Here is an 18,124-nt window from a genome sequence, read left to right as displayed (position 1 = left end):
CACATCCCCGGTAATATTTTGCCGGGACGTCTCATCCTGTTTGAATGAGGTGTTATGTCTACTCTTAGTCTTCCACCAACGTTATTTATTGTGATTAACGCTGTGTGTTTTCAATTGGTATGGTGGGCTGGTGTATTAGGCCATAATCAACTTGTCTTGTTGTCTATTTTACTGATTATTAGTCATTTTTTATTATCAACATCCGTTAGACATGACGTACGAGTAATGTGTGTTTGTGGTGGGATTGGTATCATTGTTGATAGTTTATTAACAGGGTTTGGTGTATTTGAGTTTAATATTATTCCTTATTGGCTTGGGTTGTTGTGGCTCTACTTTGCACTGAGTTTACATTACAGCTTAGCGATATTTAGAACGTTTCCCATATGGTTACAATCATTATTGGGCGGTCTATTCGGTTGTTTAAGTTACATGGCCGGAGCAAAATTTGATGCAGTGGTGTTGCCCTTGGGTAACGTCTGGAGTGTATTTATATTGGCTTTGATCTGGAGTGGCTTATTTCCCGTATTACTCCATATTAGCCATCGTATTACTCGACGGCATATCGCTATGGAGGATCGCAGATGAAAACCTTACATAATGTTGCCAAAGAAAATCTACATTTTAGGCAGTCCCTATCGACACATTGGTTGGTAGAATTATTGTTTGGTATGGTGGGCGCAGTAGTATTAGCGCTAACCGTTATGTTTAGCATTAATGATGCCTCTGCCAGTGAGTCCGATATTGGTGCGGCAACACCTCTTTTTATCATTAACACCACAAATGACTCACTTGTTGAAGTCGGTACTGCCGATATGAGCCTGTTATGGTTTGATATTTATAGTGCAAAATTATTTTCTATTGATGGCAAGTATCGAGCCAATCGATTTCCACTGATACTTGATATCAAATATCACCGTGATATTGATGCCATTGATTTGGTTACTGCCACTATTGAGCAATGGCAACATTTAGGGTTAGCCGAAGAAAATATTGAACTCTATCGCCAACAATTAGTTAATGCATGGCCTGATGTGAAAGAGGGCGACAGACTGACTTTTAGGGTTAACACCCCTGAGGATGCTGCATTCTTACTCAACGACGCACCTTATTACCAAGTCAGTAATACTCAATTCCCTGCAGCTTTTCTTGATATTTGGTTATCAGAAAAAACCAGCCACCCTGAGTTACGTAAACAACTGATTGGAGTTAACTAATGAATTCAGTTCTATTATCCATACGTCAGCCAAAGCATTTTTTTACACGAGTGTTAACGCAAAATCGCATTGTCCAATACACAAAAAGATGCAGTGGCAAACTCGCTAAACCCTTTTTATACGGCGCAATACTATTAGGCGTAATGTCATGTTCGTCTGCATCGATTGAAGATTATCAACAAACAACTCCAACGTTAGATTTAGCCACATTTTTTGACGGTAAATTAACCGCAGCTGGAGTCGTACAAGATTTTTCAGGCAAGGTAACTCGCAAATTTACAGTCACCATGGAAGCGCACTGGGTTGATTCACCTGAAGGTAAGCAGGGGGTGATAAACGAATGGTTTATTTATGATGATGGCGAAAAGCAAACTCGTGTATGGAACATTACTGACAAAGGTAATGGGCTATACCAGGGAACGGCTAATGACATTCTAGGCATTGCCCAAGGTGAGTCGCGCGGTAGTGCATTACGTTGGCGTTACGACATGATATTGCCGGTAGATGGTAATAAGTATGAGGTCCATTTTGATGATTGGATGTTCTTAGTTGACGAAAAAACCATTATCAATAAAAGCGATATTATTAAATTTGGTGTAACGGTTGCCCAAGTGACTTTGGTCATTTCTAAGCAGCCTAACTAAGCAGCCTGACTAAGCAGTAGCTTACGTAATGGGACTGCTAAGAATACCAAGGCGTTAAGTTGGAAATTACAGTGATTTTTCAAATCGAATCTGACAAAAAATGGACTCATTAGAGTCCATTTTTATGTTGATCAACAGGTGATTTTAGCCTTTAAGCTTAGATGCGTCAGTTTGTTTTTTGTCGTAATATTCAAACGGAAACTGGTTACGGATTCGCTGGACTAGGTTATCGCCTATATTGGCCGTTACATGCAAACGCACATCACCAGATTTTTCTGCTCTAACGGTGCAGGTTAGCTTATTCGATTTGGCGATTGCGCGGCAATCTCGTTCAAATTTCTCTGGTATTTTGCCTTTATGCTTATTGAGCTTACCGTCTTTAAAATGCATTTCAAAAAGGGTTAATCCACGGCTACTACTGAAAATCAGTTTATAGGCCAGAAAGCATAATCCTGCAATCACCAGAATTTTAATGATGGTATCAGCCATAGTTCGCTCCTTTGTAGCACATATTTAAAGTGTTATATTATTGTAAGATACTCCCGTATGCGCGGTATGCAATGCAATTTTGTTGAAATTTATGCGCGATGTCTAAGTCTTACAAAAACAACTGGCTAAATGATTGCCATACCTTGCCTTTAAGTCTTGTATGGCGATTGAGCTCAGTGGGTATATCGTTATTAACAAAGGTATTCATTATTTGAATCGAACAGATTGTTAATGTAATCACTATAACGGTGTTGAACCGTTTTTATCTAAATTTTCGGATAATAAAAAACCGCACTTAAGCGGTTTTTTTGTATTCACCAGAGTCTATTTTTATGAGTACAAACTCTTACTCATTCACCGTTATCACTAGAACGAGTAACTAACGCTCGCCAATAACGTGCCGGTATTTTTATACAGATCAGAACTTACTTCGTTAGCACCATCAATGTCGGTATCTAAGTAAGCAATAGACATTCCAAAACCAGCAACTTCAGTTGATACGCCAATAGAGTAATCGGAGTAGCTGTCAAAGCCTTCTCCGTCATCAATGGCGTCGCCAAAGTTGTAGCCATAATGCAAATCTAGGCTCCAGTTTTCGACAAACTCCCAGCCATAGTTTATTTCGGTGTAATGTAGATCTTGATCACTTCCACCATAGTCATTGGTAAACCAGTAAGCGGCTCTAAAACCATTAAAGTCAATTCCTGCACTCACTTCTAAATAGTCTAATTCGCTATCACCTGGGTAGTTGTAACGATATAGCGTTAAGTCATAACTGGTATCGTCGTTAATCTCGCCATAATAGCCAGCATATAGATCAATTTCTACGTCTGGACCGTTATAGCCAGGCTCATCAAAATCGACATTACTGCCCCAAGCTCCGACAAAAAAGCCACTTTCATGGTTCCAATCAATATTGGCTTGTAGCGCTGGATCTGCGGCTGTTTGTGATACACCACGGAAACGATAATCGTTGGTTACCGTGACAGCACCAGACACTTCTGCCATAGCTAACGGAGCCAGTAGGGTAGCCGATAATGTTAATCCGCTTAACAGTGCAATTCGCGTTCTTTTTAATGTGTTTGACACGATATTATCTCCATTTACATAAAATGCAGTCGCTGCTAACTCAAGCTCTAGCTTCTGCGTATGCCACTTATCAGAATCAAAACTGCAAAGGTTTTGTCTGTACCGCATGGCGGTTAAACGTTATTGCTGTGCAAACTGCTGCTCAAACATAACGTAGATTTTTTTACAATTATTGATAACTTCCCAAGTGCCGGTAAAGCCGGCCGGGATAACAAACTTATCACCCACATTGACCGTTAAACTGTGTCCTTGGCTGTCGGTGATAACGCTACTGCCTTCGACAATATCGCAATACTCATATTCGCTATAATTAACTTGCCAGCAACCTGTTTCACTTTGCCAAACGCCAACATTGAACTGCTTACATGGGCTTTCAAAATGATTCTGCACCGATTGCAGAGGATTACCACTAATGAGTTTTTCGTCGGCTAAGTGATAAGACTCAAGCTCAGTTGATTGACTACTAAAAAGCATAATATCGTTAATATGTTTGCTCATTGAGTTCACTTATTTCATGGTCGGCATAATAAATGCCGAAGGTTCGTTACTGTCCGTTTTGGCTTGCGGCCAACGGGCGGTAATGGCTTTTCGTTTGGTATAAAAGCGTACTCCATCGGGTCCATGCATATGCAGCGGCCCAAACAGCGAACGTTTCCAACCACCAAAGCTATGAAATGCCATTGGCACAGGAATAGGTACATTAACGCCGACCATACCCACTTCAACATGGTGACAAAAGTGACGTGCGATTTGGCCACTTTGGGTGAAAATAGCTGTGCCATTACCAAATTCATGTTGGTTAATCAATTCCAACGCTTCCCCATAGTTATCGACACGCACAATGGCTAACACTGGGCCAAAAATTTCTTGTTGGTAAATGCTCATCTGTGGTGTGACATGGTCAAATAAACAGGCCCCTAAAAAGTAGCCTTGTTGGTGGTCACTAATACTGATATCACGACCATCGACTACTAAGCTTGCGCCTTCGTTTACGCCAGCTTCAACGTAGTCGTGCACTTTGGCTAAGTGCTGCGCTGAAATTAACGGCCCCATGTCCATTTCTGGTGTAATGCCACTACCCACTTTTAAGGCACTTATTTGCGGTAATAATGCATCAACTAATTTGTCGCCCACATCGCCTACGGCTAATACCACTGATATCGCCATACAACGTTCACCTGCACTACCATATGCTGCACCCATTAATGCATTCACGGCTTGATCTAAATCAGCATCTGGCATTAATAGCATATGGTTTTTTGCACCGCCCAATGCTTGTACACGCTTGCCGTGGGCCGAGGCAGTGGTATAAATGTATTCTGCAATTGGAGTAGAGCCGACAAAGCTAACGGCTTTGATATCGTCGTGGGTGAGCAGGGCATCAACGGCTTCTTTATCACCATTGATGACGTTAAACACTCCGTCTGGAAGTCCTGCTTGTTTGAGTAATTCGGCAATAAACATCACTGAGCTAGGATCTTTTTCCGACGGTTTCATGATAAAGGTGTTACCGCAGGCAATCGCAATCGGGAACATCCACATTGGGACCATTACCGGGAAGTTAAATGGCGCAATACCGGCCACAACGCCTAGTGCTTGGTTTACTGACCATGCATCGACACCGCCGCCCACTTGTTGGGTGTGCTCACCTTTTAGTAAATGCGGAATACCACAAGCAAATTCGACAACTTCTAAGCCTCGGGTAATTTCTCCTTTGGCATCATCTAACACTTTACCGTGCTCAAGGGTGATGAGCTCTGCTAGTTTGTCGATATTCTGTTCGGCTAACGCTTTAAATTTAAATAGCACCCTAGCGCGGTTAAGCGGGGTCACTTGCGACCAGCTTTCGAACGCTGTTTTAGCGGTGACAATGGCGCTAGCCACTTCATCTTTACTTGCTAATGACACTTGGCCACGGGCTTCGCCTGTCGCGGGATCATAAATTGTTTGGCTGCGCTGGCTTGCTGGTGTGTGTTGCCCATTAACAAAATGGTTGATGTTAAGCATGAACTCTATCCTTATAAACTAAAAATGGGTTAACCCACGGCATTAATGGCATCGGCGAGCTGATTCACCATGTCATCAATTTGCGATTTTTCGACAATCAGTGGTGGTGACAGGGCAATAATGTCGGCCGTTGCCCGCACCAAAGCACCGTTTCTGAAGCAATGATCAAATATGTCATAACCGCGTTTTCCGACACCTTTGTCACTTGGCGAAAATTGAATACCTGCGACTAAACCGGTATTACGAATATCAATGACGTTGGGTAGCCCTTTAAGACTGTGAACCGCTTGTTCAAAATAAGACTCTAGGCCTTTAGCGCGTTCAAATAACTTTTCGTTTTCATAAATCGATAACGTCGCCAATGCCGAGGCAGCTGCAACGGGATGGCCTGAATAGGTATAACCGTGAAAAAACTCAATCAGTTGCTCAGGACCGTCCATGCAGGTGTCGTGAATGGTGTTACTGACAAACACTGCCCCATCGGAATAGCACCATTATTAATCGCTTTGGCGGTGGTGATCATGTCGGGTGTGACCTGCCAGCGTTCACTGGCAAATGCAGCACCTAGGCGGCCAAAGCCGGTAATGACTTCGTCGAATATCAACAAAATTCCGTGCTTTTGAGTGATCTCGCGTAAACGTTTTAGATATCCATCTGGCGGTAAAATGACCCCGGCTGAACCTGACATTGGCTCAACAATTACAGCGGCAATATTTTCGGCGCCGTGTAAGGTAATGAGTTGCTCAAGCATTTCGGCTTTCTCTAATCCGTGTGGCGGCAAGCCATGACTAAAGGCATTATTGGCAATGTCTAGCGTGTGAGGTAAGTGATCAACGCCTTGGAGTAATTGTTGGCTAAAGGTTCTGCGATTATTGCTAATGCCGCCGACCGAAATACCACCAAAGCCGACACCATGATAACCAAGCTCGCGGCCGATAAATCGAGTGCGAGTCGCTTGACCATTAGCGCGATGATAACAAAGCGCCATTTTTAGCGCGGTTTCAACAGATTCAGACCCCGAATTGGTAAAAAATACATGGTCTAATCCATCAGGGCTAATTTGACTGAGTTTATGGGCCAACTCAAAGGCTAGCGGATGACCCATTTGAAACGATGGGGCAAAGTCCATTTGGTTAATTTGTTTACTGACAGCTTCAGATATTTCTTGTCTGCCGTGGCCAGCATTACAACACCATAACCCTGCAGTGGCATCGAGCACTTTATTGCCATTATTGTCGGTGTAATACATTCCTTGGGCCGACACTAACAGCCGAGGATTAGTTTTAAACTGCTTATTGGCAGTAAACGGCATCCAATAATGATCCATATTTGGCCATGTTTGCGATGAATCGCCAGCGGTGATTTTTTGATTTTCGCTCATAAATTGACTCTACTTTGATAGCTACAATTATTAGGGATTCATCTAAAACTGGTTAAATAACGAGTGACGAATATTCGCTATGCTATGTCAAAAATAATGAACATAAAAGGGTTTTGTGCATTTATTTAAACTAAATGGAGCTATTTTGTAAAATATATTGAAAATATCTTGCCGTTGAGCATAATCAGGTGACAATATTCATTAACGTTATTGTGTCGATAATCCATTTTAGACGGCACAAATTTGTCTTAGCACCTACTTTATTTATTAATGTTGGTGCTTATCAATCCATTTATTATTTCGAGGTCACAATGAGTACTCCAACAAGTCGTAGCGATTGGGAAGCACTGGCAGCAAATCTGCAAATCAATGGTAATGCATTTATTAATGGCCAATATCAAGGATCGCTGTCGGGCGATACATTTGACTGTATTAGTCCTATCGATGGCCAAGTACTCGCCAAAGTGGCTAGCTGTGACTTAGCAGATGCCAATGTGGCAGTTGCTAATGCTCGCGAAGTATTTGAAGCCGGTACTTGGGCTCACTTACCGCCAGTTAAACGTAAAGAAGTCATGATCAAGTTCGCCGACTTGCTTGAAGCAAATGCGGACGAACTGGCGTTACTTGAAACCCTCGATATGGGTAAGCCTATTCAATTTTCTAAAGGCGTTGATGTGGTTGGCGCGGCTAGAGCTATCCGTTGGTCTGGTGAAGCCATTGATAAAATTTATGATGAAATTGCTCCTACTGCCCATAACGAAATTGGCATGATCACCCGTGAAGCCGTTGGTGTTGTAGCAGCCATTGTACCGTGGAATTTTCCGATGATTATGGCGTGTTGGAAGCTTGGACCATCACTTGCTACGGGTAACAGTGTCATTTTAAAGCCATCAGAAAAATCACCATTAACTGCAATTCGTATGGCGCAGTTAGCCATTGAAGCGGGTATTCCGGCTGGGGTATTAAACGTATTACCAGGGTTTGGTCATACCGTGGGTAAAGCCTTGGCGTTGCACATGGACGTTGATACTTTGGTGTTTACTGGTTCAACAAAAATTGCCAAACAGTTAATGATTTATGCAGGCGAGTCGAACATGAAGCGCGTGTGGCTAGAAGCGGGCGGTAAAAGCCCTAATATTGTATTTAACGATGCACCAGACTTAAAAGCCGCGGCTGAAGCTGCCGCTGTTGCGATTGCTTTTAACCAAGGCGAAGTGTGTACTGCAGGTTCGCGTTTATTGGTTGAAGCTGGTGTAAAAGATGAGTTGATCAAACTGATAGCCGAAGAAATGCAAAGCTGGCAACCGGGGCATCCACTTGACCCTAAAACGACTTGCGGAGCTATGGTTGATCAGCAGCAACTTAATAACGTGTTGAACTATATTAAAGCCGGTCATGAACAAGGTGCAACTTTAGTTGAAGGCGGATTGCAAGTGATGGCTGATACTGGCGGAGCATTTGTGCAACCGACTATATTTAGTAATGTTAAAAATGACATGACGATTGCGTGCGAAGAGATTTTTGGCCCTGTGTTAGCCGTTATCGAGTTTGATGGTATGGAACAAGCGATTGAGATTGCTAACGACACTATTTATGGTCTAGCTGCTGGTGTGTGGACATCAAACTTAAGCAAAGCACATAAAACGGCTAAAGCGCTGCGCTGTGGCATGGTGTGGATAAACCATTATGATGGCGGCGATATGACCGCGCCATTTGGCGGCTATAAGCAATCGGGTAATGGCCGAGATAAATCATTACATGCGTTTGACAAGTACACCGAACTCAAAGCCACTTGGATTGCCCTATAACGGTCATTCATTACATTGATTTTTCACAACAAGCCCTTTAGCGATAAAGGGCTTTTTTATTCAATAATAGCTAAGTCACTCCTGCCCCAGTTAGCCCGCGAGGTTAAGTTTATTTAACGCTTAAAAACGTCACGTTAGCAGTAAACTAATATTAGTCGTATTAACCATCTGGTCATTTGATCAGCATTTTCATCAACACGCGTAGTTATACGCCAGCATCATGTCATTTAAGGAGAACAGAATGATTCATAAGACTTTTTCTCGTTTGGCTATTATTGTGACTGTTGCGTTGTTTAGCTTTGTTCTATGGGTTATTTATTTAGCCAATATCGGCGGTCATAGTGTATTTTTCGATGTCATAAAACAGATCCCTTATGGCGACAAGCTTGGCCATATGCTGCTATTTGGTTTGTTAACCTATATGGCTAATTTAGCCTTGTTGAGTCGTCATTTTCGACTCGGTGGTGTTCCGCTTTATTACGGGACTGTGTTAGTGTCGATATTCGTCTTGGGAGAAGAAATCAGTCAAGGTTTCATCCCATCCAGAACATTAGATATCTTCGACTTAGCCGCCGATGCAGTCGGTATTATTTTATTCAGTTATTTTAGTGGGTTAACTCAGCGGTATTTGGATAATCATTGTTAAGTTAGCATTATTATTTGCCCTAACAGTTTGGAGAGATTGAGTATGAATTTTCCTTTAGTGACGACCGATTGGCTGGCATTGCATCTTGATGATCCAGACCTTGTATTACTTGATGCCAGCATGGACATTGTGCTGGGTAAAGAACCACTCGTTTATGATGAGCTTTACGTTATTCCTGGTGCATTATCGTGCCAAATGGATAAGCTTTTTTTCGATCATCTTTCTCCACAAACTCACGCTATGCCCACGGAAAATCAATTTACTGCAGCAGCTCAATCATTGGGCGTGAATCATAACAGCACCGTGGTGATTTACGATAACCAAGGTATTTATTCGGCGCCAAGAGCTTGGTGGACCTTTAAAGCGATGGGATTTGATAAGGTATTTGTTCTCGACGGTGGTTTACCGCAATGGCAAGCAGAAGGGCGAGATACGGTGCGTCAATTTGCGACAACAACTGAGTCTGGTGATATTAAAGGTCGTTTACAACAATACAAGGTGTGTGATACTGAGTTTGTGTTAACCCATCTTGGTCATGCAAAAGTGGATATTATTGATGCTCGCGCAGCAGGGCGTTTTAATGGTACTACACCGGAACCTCGTGTTGGGATGCGCGGTGGTCATATTCCCGGCTCGTTAAATCTACCGTTTGCTCAGGTATTAAGTGGTTTTAAAATGAAATCACCACGTGAGTTACAAAGCATTTTTTCGGCTTTAAATACCAGTAATAATGCTCAACGGGTTTTTAGCTGCGGTTCTGGGATCACGGCCTGTATTTTGATTTTGGCGTCGTATGTAGCAGGGCATCATGAAACCATTCTTTATGATGGTTCTTGGGCGGTTTGGGGCGGAGATGCTGCTTTACCAATAGAGTAGGGGCAATTGAATAATTGGTGGGTATTTTTTGTTTTATGGCCTACGGTCACTAACGTCGTGGCGCTTCACCCACACCAGACCAAGAGGAAACCAACGGCTGTTCCCTCTTGGATCTCCCAGCCGCCCCGCAACATTTTCAAACAGCGAAAAGGTCGCCATGGGGATTGATCCAGCTTTTGACCTCTCTTGTAGACAGCCTCGGTCTTATTCGAAAATGCTACCGCTTCCGATCGGCCATCCATGGCCACCGAAAGCTAGCCTGACGTCCTGTCAGGCTCACGCTATTTTCTTCAACACCCTCAAGTTAAGAGTTGAATTTGACCATTTTCAAATCAAGTAAACTAACTCGCTTATGCCCCATTCCTTGTCAGTGAGGTATATCAGGCGCAAGGCAATAATCGATCAATGAAAAAGATTAAACATCATCAACCCCACCTTAAAAGGAATAATCAGAACAGATAATTAGCCTAAAGGTTATACGAAAACTACTACCGCAAAAAAGTAAATTCCTATAGCATAAAACATACCGATTAATATGGATGTGGCATCGGCCAAGTCCAACAAGCGATTTATGCGTCGCATACAGCGCAACGCATAAATACTAAAACGTTAGGTCTCAATGGAGTTCAGTTGTTACATTTTAAGCCTTTAACATATGGCATTATTTACTTCTCTTACATACCTGCATTTGCAATTTTATATTGTATATCTCCTTGTTTGATAAAAGATCTAAGCATAATAGACTCTTTGTATTTTAGCGTGGTTACCTTAACAACACTGGGTTATGGTGATATTTTACCTATTTCATCTTTAGGTAAAATAATAGTTTCATTGCAAACTATTCTAGGAGTGGTAACTGTCGGTTTATTTCTCAACTCTTTAGCTGAATTAAGGGCGAAATTAGAGTTTCAGCGATTAGCCGAAAATAGCGTAAATATTTTAGAAAGGCATGTTTGTTTGTTACTTGAACAATTAAAAAATGCTAGGTTAATGGCATGGGATAAGCATGCTATTAATGCAGAGAGTTATGATCAATTACGAGAGTTTATTGATAATGTTTATCTTGGTGTTTTAAATGGACAGTATAAATTAAATGGTGCTCAGATTATTTTATTCCTACAAACAGTGGATCAGCAGCACGACACTATTGTTGGGTTAATTCCTATAGCAACTAATGTATCTAGTGATATAGGTATGCAATGGATTTCACTGGTTAGTAACGTTCGTAACTTGACTCAACAATATAAAGCATATGCTAGTGCAGATCCGGATGCATTTTCACCACCGACACAAAATGATGTCGCTTTACAGATCGAAGAGCTAATCAATTCTTTTTATATAATTTGCGATAAAAAACGACCTATCAAGAAAATTAAGCAGGACACATAACAATTGGCTTTTGCTCCTGCGTCGCTATTTTTTGCCTCTTAATGAGGTGTCATAAGCTCAAGGAAACATTGTGAGTAAGTCAAAGAAGATCATTGACAATCCAACAAGTGCAGAACTATTAAAGCAGTTCGCGGCGTTTGAGAACTTGGAGGCCCTTTACAAGGCTTTTCCGTTTGCTCGTAAAATCTTCCCTAAAATGGAAGATGCCTTAAATGAATTTAATAAGATTAAAGAACAAGCAAAAATATTGGAGGTACCTGATCAGTTCAATGATCGTTTTGCGAATTTAGGTTGGATTGCATATGAATCCATGAGCATGGAAATGATGCAGAAAACAATAAACATTTATGACACTGAGGGAAAGGATGCTGCGGAAAAATTCCTAGCCGATTCGTATGACGAAGAAACATTAAAATGGGGAATATTACGATTTAATGGAAGTCGTGATTTTAGAAAAAGAATAAGGCTCGCGGTATTGGCCAGAGAGGATTACTTAGCTGGAAGATATCATGCGTGTATACCGTTATTGCTGAGCTTGCTTGATGGTCTCGTAAACGATGTGTCGAAGCATGTAGGATTTTTTGCTGAGAATGTCGATTTGACAGCTTGGGATTGCATTGCTGCTCATGAATCAGGCCTTCAAACATTAGCTTCAATTCTCACTAAAGGCAGAAATAAAACGAATGAAGAAGCTATATCCATTCCATACAGAAACGGGATTCTTCATGGTCGCGAGTTAGCTTTTGATAATAAAGTAGTGGCTGCAAAGTGCTGGGCTGCTCTCTTTGCAGCGAGAGACTGGGCTGGAGCACTTGATGATGGGAAAAAGGAACCAAAACCAAAAGAAGATGTGAGCTGGAAGCAGCTATTTAAGCAAATCTCTGAAACAAACCTTATGAAAAAATCCATTGAAGAATGGAAACCAAGAATATCTGAGGATATCCCATATCTTCCATTTGAAGGGGATATTTACAATCTGCCTGAAAATACACCAGAACATTCAGTGGCTGCCTTTTTAGATCATTGGTGCAATAAGCGATTTGGCCTTATTGCTGATGTCATTTTATACTTTACCGAGACACCTAAGGGAAAAAAAGCTGGTATGGCACGGCAAGATTTTGGTAAGCATGTGCCGGTTTCGTTCAAAGTATTGGGTATAGATGACCAAGCTGCAGCCGTTACTCATGTAATAGCAGAGCTGCGTTTTGAAGTTGATGGTCAAGAAAAGTTTAAAGAAGTTTCGGTACGCGCAATATACCAAGACTTAGAAAATAATCCTTCTGTCCGTTCTATACCCGGTGGGCACTGGAGGATAGTTCAAAATTCTTTCACCGACATCATATATGCGTCCAGCTTATAATAAGGCGTTGCTGTTGGACAAAATTTCCGTTGCGCTGCATTTTGTCGCAGAGTGAGACATTAATAGATATAGAGGGTTCAGGGTAAAGTTTATAAAAATGAATTTAAACAATTACTTATGTAGATTACTTCATTCCAAAACGAGTTATTCTTTACTTGAAAACATTCAAATTCAACTCTGGACTTGAGGCCGTTGAAGAAAATAGTGTGAGCTGGCCATGGATGGCCCGCTAGCTTTCGCGGTACAGGATGTACCATCGGAAGCGTTAACATTTTCGAATAAGTCCGAAGAACACCGAAATGCAGTCAAAAGCTGGATCTGACCACGTCGCGAAATTATCGATTTTCAGATGATTTTGATGTGGCGGCTGGGAGTTCCAAGAGGGAATAGCCGTTGATTTCCTCTTGGTCTGGTGTGGGTGAAGCGCCACGACGTTGGTGGCCGCAGGCCATAATGTATTAGCCCGTGCAGGGTGGAACCTTGCGATCTTAAGCGTTAGTGGCCGCAGGCCATAAAAAGAACAAAGGTTGACCCTTTTGCAAACCGACAGCAAATCCATCAACCTATAGCAAATCCTTCATCCTATGATAAAACATTCCTGCTGCAAGTAGTGGCGATCGCAACATTGGTCCACCTGGGAAGGTCATGTGTTTAATGTCATTAAACACATCGATACGTTGTGACTGCTGACTAATCGCTTCTGCAATCAACCTTGCTGCCATGTGAGTGGCATTCACCCCGTGACCAGCATATGCTTGGGCAAAATAGATGTTAGCGGCGTCAGGTAAACGGCCGATTTGTGGCATACGGTTGGCACCGATGCCCATCATTCCGCCCCATTCATAATCAATTTTGATGCCTTTTAATTGTGGGAATACTTTTTCAAGATTAGGCCTTAACTCGGCTTCAATGTCTTTAGGGTCTTTACCAGAATAAGTACATAAACCACCAAACAATAAACGACGGTCTGCGGATAAATGGAAGTAATCTAACGCCACGCGCATATCGGCAAATGCCATATTTTGCGGGATGATACTGGCGCATTGTTGCTCAGTTAACGGCTCTGTGGCTAACAAGTAAGTTCCAGTGGGTAGCACTTTACCACCAAGGAAAGGGCTTAATTTATTACCAAGGTAACCATTGCCTGCCACTACCAGATAATCACAGGTCACTTCACCTTCTGCGGTAATCACTTTAGGTTTATCACCTTTAATTATCTTTTCTGCCGCGCTGTTTTCAAATAATTGTGCACCAAGTTCACGTGCAACTCGGGCTTCGCCTAAGGCTAAATTGAGAGGGTGTAAATGGCCACTGCCCATGTCGACTAATGCACCTTGGTAAAAATCTGAGCCAATGACTTCGCTGATTTGTGATTTATCTAATAGGGTTATCGGTTTTTGATAGCCTTGGGATTTTAGGTCTTGGTATTCTTGTGCTAAGTCATCCATGTGCCTTGGCTTGACGGCTAGATCGCAATAGCCCATGTGCAAGTCGCAATCGATGTTATGTTGGGCAATCCGGTCGGTGACAATATCTACTGCTTCAAAACCCATCTGTTGAATTGACTTTACACCTTCTTCACCAATCTCATTACGGAACTGGGTTGCGTCATGGCCGATCCCGCGGATGAGCTCGCCACCATTTCGGCCAGAGGCTCCCCAGCCAATGCGTTTGGCTTCAAGCAATGCCACACTGTAACCTCGTTGTCTGAGTTCAATGGCAGTATTAATACCACTAAATCCACCACCAACAATACACACATCGACTGTCAGGTTTTCGCTTAGTTTTGGATGTTGATAAAGCTCTTTTGCGGTCGCCACATAAAAGGAGTCTGGATAGTGTAGGCTATGAATTGGGGATTTATGTGACATAAACGCTCCAAGTTGTTGATTCTAAATGAAATAACAACTTATAAATGAATGGTTAGATGTAATTTAACTCATCTAGGGTGTGCATTTTATTTAACACTTATTTAGTGTAAAATACAATTGCTTTGATTTAAGTAAATTATCATGCTCTATTGATACAGATTTTGTTAGAGTGTTAATAATCTGCAACACTTTAACAGCAAGCTATTAGTCAACATTTAGTAGGAGAACGAATTTGGATATTGGTGCAAACCTAAAAGCTATTCGCAAATTGAAAGGCTTATCTCAACGCGAGTTAGCCAAGCGAGCAGGGGTTACCAACAGTACAATTTCAATGATTGAGAAAAACAGTGTTAGCCCATCTGTTAGCTCACTCAAAAAAGTATTAGCTGGGATCCCAATGTCTTTAGTGGATTTCTTCTCAATTGATGATGGCTCTATCGGTGATCAGAAAGTGGTTTATCGTGCCAATGAATTATTGGATATTGGTACTGGCGAGTTAGTGTATAAACTCATTGGCCGTGACTACCCAAATAGAGCAATGTCGGTAATGAGTGAAATATACCCTATTAATGCAGATACTGGTGCTGAAATGCTGCAACATAAGGGCGAGGAAGGCGGTATCATTGTTGCGGGTAAACTTGAACTAACTGTTGGCGAAGAGGAATTTATTTTAGAAGAAGGCGACAGTTATTATTTTAATAGTGAACAGCCTCATCGTTTCCGTAACCCATTTGATGAACCTTGTAAGGTGATGAGTGCAACCACCCCCGCTGATTTTTGATGGTGTATCATTGAATTGGTTCTGCTTACAGCCAATGCTTTTGTTCTGGGGAATAGTGTAAGGTAATCAATAAACTTGGCTATTCCCACTGATTAAATAGCGGATAATGTATTGGTTTTTATCCGTTGTCGATTTCATTCCTAGCATATGATTATTCATTTGTGTAAAGAATATTAAGCAATAAATTCCCCTTTTTTGTGCATTGCCCGCCCCATTTTAGCGCATTTTACACTCGGTATTAGTCAATTAACCCCTTAGGTAATTTTTTTAACAATCCTGTCAATTTATAGTTATCAACTTGTTTTAATGGTGTTTTATTTTTATTTTTCTAAAAGTTGATTTTATCATTCGTTATCCTCTTGCCTAGCTAAAAAAATGCGTGTAGTGTGTGAAAAAATGAACACGTAAAACAATAAGTTCATCACAATCTTTGCCAAAGGTGAGATATGTCCCAATCAAGTATTCCCCTTATCGGGGTCGTAGCATGCAATCAGCAAATTGGCCTACATCCATTTAATATAGTGGGCGAAAAATATTTGCTTAGCGTGGTTAATGGTGCCAAAGGATTTCCATTGGTTATCCCTTCTTTAGATGTTGAATTACCTACAAAAGATTTGCTTGCTCGCCTTGATGGTATTTTATTTACAGGCTCTCCATCTAACGTTGAGCCTCATCATTACCAAGGTGTGCCAAGTGAAGCTGGTACCCACCACGATCCTAAACGCGATGCCATGACGTTACCGTTAATTAAAGCGGCGATTGAGGCCGGTGTTCCGGTGCTAGGCATTTGTCGCGGTTTTCAAGAAATGAACGTGGTCTATGGTGGCAGTTTGTATCAAAAACTGCATGAAGTTGGCACATTTATTGAACATAGAGAAGATAAGCATGCACCAGTAGATGTGCAATATGGTCTATCGCATCAAGTTAATCTTGTGGCCGGCGGTCTTCTTCACGATGCATGGGGCTGTGACACTGCAGAGGTAAACTCTGTCCATACTCAAGGCGTGGAGCGCCTAGGTGAAGGGTTACAGCCAGAAGCATTCGCTCCGGATGGATTAATCGAAGCATTTTCAGTGAAAAATGCTAAAAGTTTTGCATTAGGTGTTCAGTGGCATCCAGAATGGAAAGTAACCGAAAATGCATTTTATACTGCAATTTTCGAGGCATTCGGACAAGCCTGTAGACAATATGCGGCAACACAAGTGAGATAATAATGGATAAGTTAATTGCTTTTTTAAAAGACAAAAAAATTACCGAAGTTGAATGTGTCATAAGTGATATGACTGGAATTGCGCGTGGCAAAATAGCTCCAGTGGATAAGTTTGTTTCTGAAAAGGGCATGCGTTTACCAGAAAGCGTGTTATTGCAAACCGTTACCGGTGATTTCATCAATGAAGAGATTTATTATCAACTTCTTGATGATGCCGATATCGATTTTGTGTGTGTGCCAGATGAAAATGCCGTTTTCATGTTGCCATGGACTGTTGAAGCTACCGCTCAGGTGATCCACGATTGTTATGATCGTATGGGTAATCCAATTGAATTGTCATCTCGTAACGTGTTGAAGAAAGTACTTAAACTTTATGAAGATAAAGGTTGGGAACCGGTTATTGCGCCAGAAATGGAGTTTTACCTTACCAAACGTTCAGATGATCATGATTTACCGCTTAAACCACCTATTGGTCGCTCTGGTCGCCCAGAAGCAGGACGTCAGTCTTTCTCTATTGACGCCGCTAACGAATACGATCCGTTGTTTGAAGATATGTATGAATGGTGTGAAGTCCAAGGGCTAGATATTGATACTTTGATCCATGAAGATGGTCCTGCGCAAATGGAGATTAACTTCAGTCACGGTAATGCATTGTCATTAGCCGATCAGGTATTTATTTTTAAGCGTACCTTAAGAGAAGCAGCATTAAAGCATGATGTGTGTGCCACATTTATGGCTAAGCCAGTTACCGACGAGCCTGGTAGCGCAATGCACATTCACCAAAGTGTACTAGATACTAAAACTGGCAAAAACATTTTCACTAAAGAAGATGGTACTCAAAGTAAATTATTCCTCAGCTATATTGCTGGTTTACAACATTATATTCCTGAGTTATTGCCGTTAATGGCACCCAGCGCTAACTCGTTCCGCCGCTTCTTACCTGGTACATCTGCACCCGTAAACCTTGAATGGGGTGTTGAAAACCGTACCTGTGGTTTGCGTATCCCTGAGTCATCACCACAAAATCGCCGTATTGAAAACCGTATTCCAGGTGCTGACGCTAACTGCTATCTCGCCATTGCGGCCAGTTTATTGTGTGGTTATATCGGAATGGTTGAGGACTTAAAACCTTCAACACCCGTAACGGGTAAGTCGAACGAAAGCCGTTCTAATAATGAAAACTGTTTACCGTTAACCTTAGAAGAAGCGTTAGCTGCAATGCAAACAAGTGAAGCTTGTATTGAGTATTTAGGCCAGTCGTTTACCACAGGTTTTGTGGCGGTAAAACAAGCTGAGCTTGAAAACTTCCGTCGTGTAGTCAGTTCGTGGGAACGTGAGTTCTTATTATTGACAGTGTAA

General features: G+C 41.8%; 16 protein-coding genes and 1 pseudogene. 11 read left to right on the top strand and 6 right to left on the bottom strand.

All coding sequences use genetic code 11. The features are described from left to right. Window positions 1–54: 54 nt before the first annotated feature. The 3 genes from FCN25_RS04835 to FCN25_RS04825 all read left to right on the top strand — a co-directional run bounded on the left by FCN25_RS04835 (window position 55) and on the right by FCN25_RS04825 (window position 1,858). Entirely contained in the window at window positions 55–585 is a 531-nt protein-coding gene (locus FCN25_RS04835) for a DUF2878 domain-containing protein (protein WP_137222495.1), read from the top strand. Beyond that, window positions 582–1,214, top strand: a complete 633-nt coding sequence (locus FCN25_RS04830) for a chalcone isomerase family protein (RefSeq protein WP_137222493.1) — start codon at window positions 582–584, stop codon at window positions 1,212–1,214. Before FCN25_RS04835 ends, FCN25_RS04830 begins: the two co-directional genes overlap by 4 nt. Before the next feature lie 143 nt (window positions 1,215–1,357). After that, on the top strand, window positions 1,358–1,858 hold the full coding sequence (locus FCN25_RS04825) for a DUF3833 domain-containing protein (protein WP_254693763.1): 501 nt from the start codon (window positions 1,358–1,360) through the stop codon (window positions 1,856–1,858). Between the two features lie 144 nt (window positions 1,859–2,002). Here FCN25_RS04825 and FCN25_RS04820 read toward each other — a convergent pair whose 3' ends face one another. From FCN25_RS04820 to FCN25_RS04800, 5 genes and pseudogenes are all read right to left on the bottom strand, one after another. Beyond that, a complete protein-coding gene (locus FCN25_RS04820) occupies window positions 2,003–2,347 on the bottom strand; it encodes a DUF3634 family protein (protein WP_137222489.1) in 345 nt (114 codons plus the stop codon). Window positions 2,348–2,713: 366 nt separating this feature from the next. Continuing rightward, window positions 2,714–3,436 (bottom strand): TorF family putative porin, encoded by a 723-nt coding sequence (locus FCN25_RS04815; protein WP_137222487.1) that lies wholly within the window; start codon window positions 3,434–3,436, stop codon window positions 2,714–2,716. 120 nt (window positions 3,437–3,556) lie between these two features. Next, window positions 3,557–3,934: a cupin domain-containing protein gene (locus FCN25_RS04810; RefSeq protein ID WP_137222485.1), complete on the bottom strand. Its 378-nt coding sequence runs from the start codon at window positions 3,932–3,934 to the stop codon at window positions 3,557–3,559. A gap of 9 nt (window positions 3,935–3,943) precedes the next feature. Beyond that, the gene (locus FCN25_RS04805; protein ID WP_137222483.1) at window positions 3,944–5,443 is read right to left on the bottom strand and encodes a CoA-acylating methylmalonate-semialdehyde dehydrogenase; all 1,500 of its coding nucleotides are present in this window, start codon (window positions 5,441–5,443) and stop codon (window positions 3,944–3,946) included. A 29-nt stretch (window positions 5,444–5,472) separates the two neighbouring features. Next, window positions 5,473–6,824: pseudogene (locus FCN25_RS04800) on the bottom strand (aspartate aminotransferase family protein). A 311-nt stretch (window positions 6,825–7,135) separates the two neighbouring features. Here FCN25_RS04800 and FCN25_RS04795 point away from each other — a divergent pair. The 5 genes from FCN25_RS04795 (at window position 7,136) to FCN25_RS04775 (ending at window position 12,903) form a co-directional block, all read left to right on the top strand. Beyond that, on the top strand, window positions 7,136–8,632 hold the full coding sequence (locus FCN25_RS04795) for an aldehyde dehydrogenase (RefSeq protein ID WP_137222480.1): 1,497 nt from the start codon (window positions 7,136–7,138) through the stop codon (window positions 8,630–8,632). Window positions 8,633–8,873: 241 nt separating this feature from the next. Beyond that, window positions 8,874–9,278: a VanZ family protein gene (locus FCN25_RS04790; RefSeq protein WP_137222478.1), complete on the top strand. Its 405-nt coding sequence runs from the start codon at window positions 8,874–8,876 to the stop codon at window positions 9,276–9,278. Window positions 9,279–9,320: 42 nt separating this feature from the next. Next, window positions 9,321–10,154: a sulfurtransferase gene (locus FCN25_RS04785; RefSeq protein ID WP_137222475.1), complete on the top strand. Its 834-nt coding sequence runs from the start codon at window positions 9,321–9,323 to the stop codon at window positions 10,152–10,154. A gap of 630 nt (window positions 10,155–10,784) precedes the next feature. Further along, entirely contained in the window at window positions 10,785–11,543 is a 759-nt protein-coding gene (locus FCN25_RS04780; protein ID WP_175405824.1) for a potassium channel family protein, read from the top strand. Between the two features lie 70 nt (window positions 11,544–11,613). Further along, a complete protein-coding gene (locus FCN25_RS04775) occupies window positions 11,614–12,903 on the top strand; it encodes a hypothetical protein (protein WP_137222471.1) in 1,290 nt (429 codons plus the stop codon). Between the two features lie 563 nt (window positions 12,904–13,466). Here FCN25_RS04775 and FCN25_RS04770 read toward each other — a convergent pair. Continuing rightward, window positions 13,467–14,774, bottom strand: coding sequence for an FAD-binding oxidoreductase (locus FCN25_RS04770; RefSeq protein ID WP_137222469.1), 1,308 nt, complete (start codon window positions 14,772–14,774; stop codon window positions 13,467–13,469). 232 nt (window positions 14,775–15,006) lie between these two features. Here FCN25_RS04770 and FCN25_RS04765 point away from each other — a divergent pair, with 232 nt between their 5' ends. The 3 genes from FCN25_RS04765 (at window position 15,007) to FCN25_RS04755 (ending at window position 18,124) form a co-directional block, all read left to right on the top strand. Then, window positions 15,007–15,555, top strand: a complete 549-nt coding sequence (locus tag FCN25_RS04765) for a cupin domain-containing protein (RefSeq protein ID WP_137222467.1) — start codon at window positions 15,007–15,009, stop codon at window positions 15,553–15,555. A 446-nt stretch (window positions 15,556–16,001) separates the two neighbouring features. After that, entirely contained in the window at window positions 16,002–16,766 is a 765-nt protein-coding gene (locus tag FCN25_RS04760) for a gamma-glutamyl-gamma-aminobutyrate hydrolase family protein (protein ID WP_137222465.1), read from the top strand. A 2-nt stretch (window positions 16,767–16,768) separates the two neighbouring features. After that, on the top strand, window positions 16,769–18,124 hold the full coding sequence (locus FCN25_RS04755; protein ID WP_137222463.1) for a glutamine synthetase family protein: 1,356 nt from the start codon (window positions 16,769–16,771) through the stop codon (window positions 18,122–18,124).

The organism is Shewanella sp. MEBiC00475 (assembly GCF_005234075.1).
In the GTDB taxonomy this organism is placed as follows: domain Bacteria; phylum Pseudomonadota; class Gammaproteobacteria; order Enterobacterales; family Shewanellaceae; genus Shewanella; species Shewanella polaris.
This window is presented reverse-complemented; position numbering and strand designations above follow the sequence as displayed.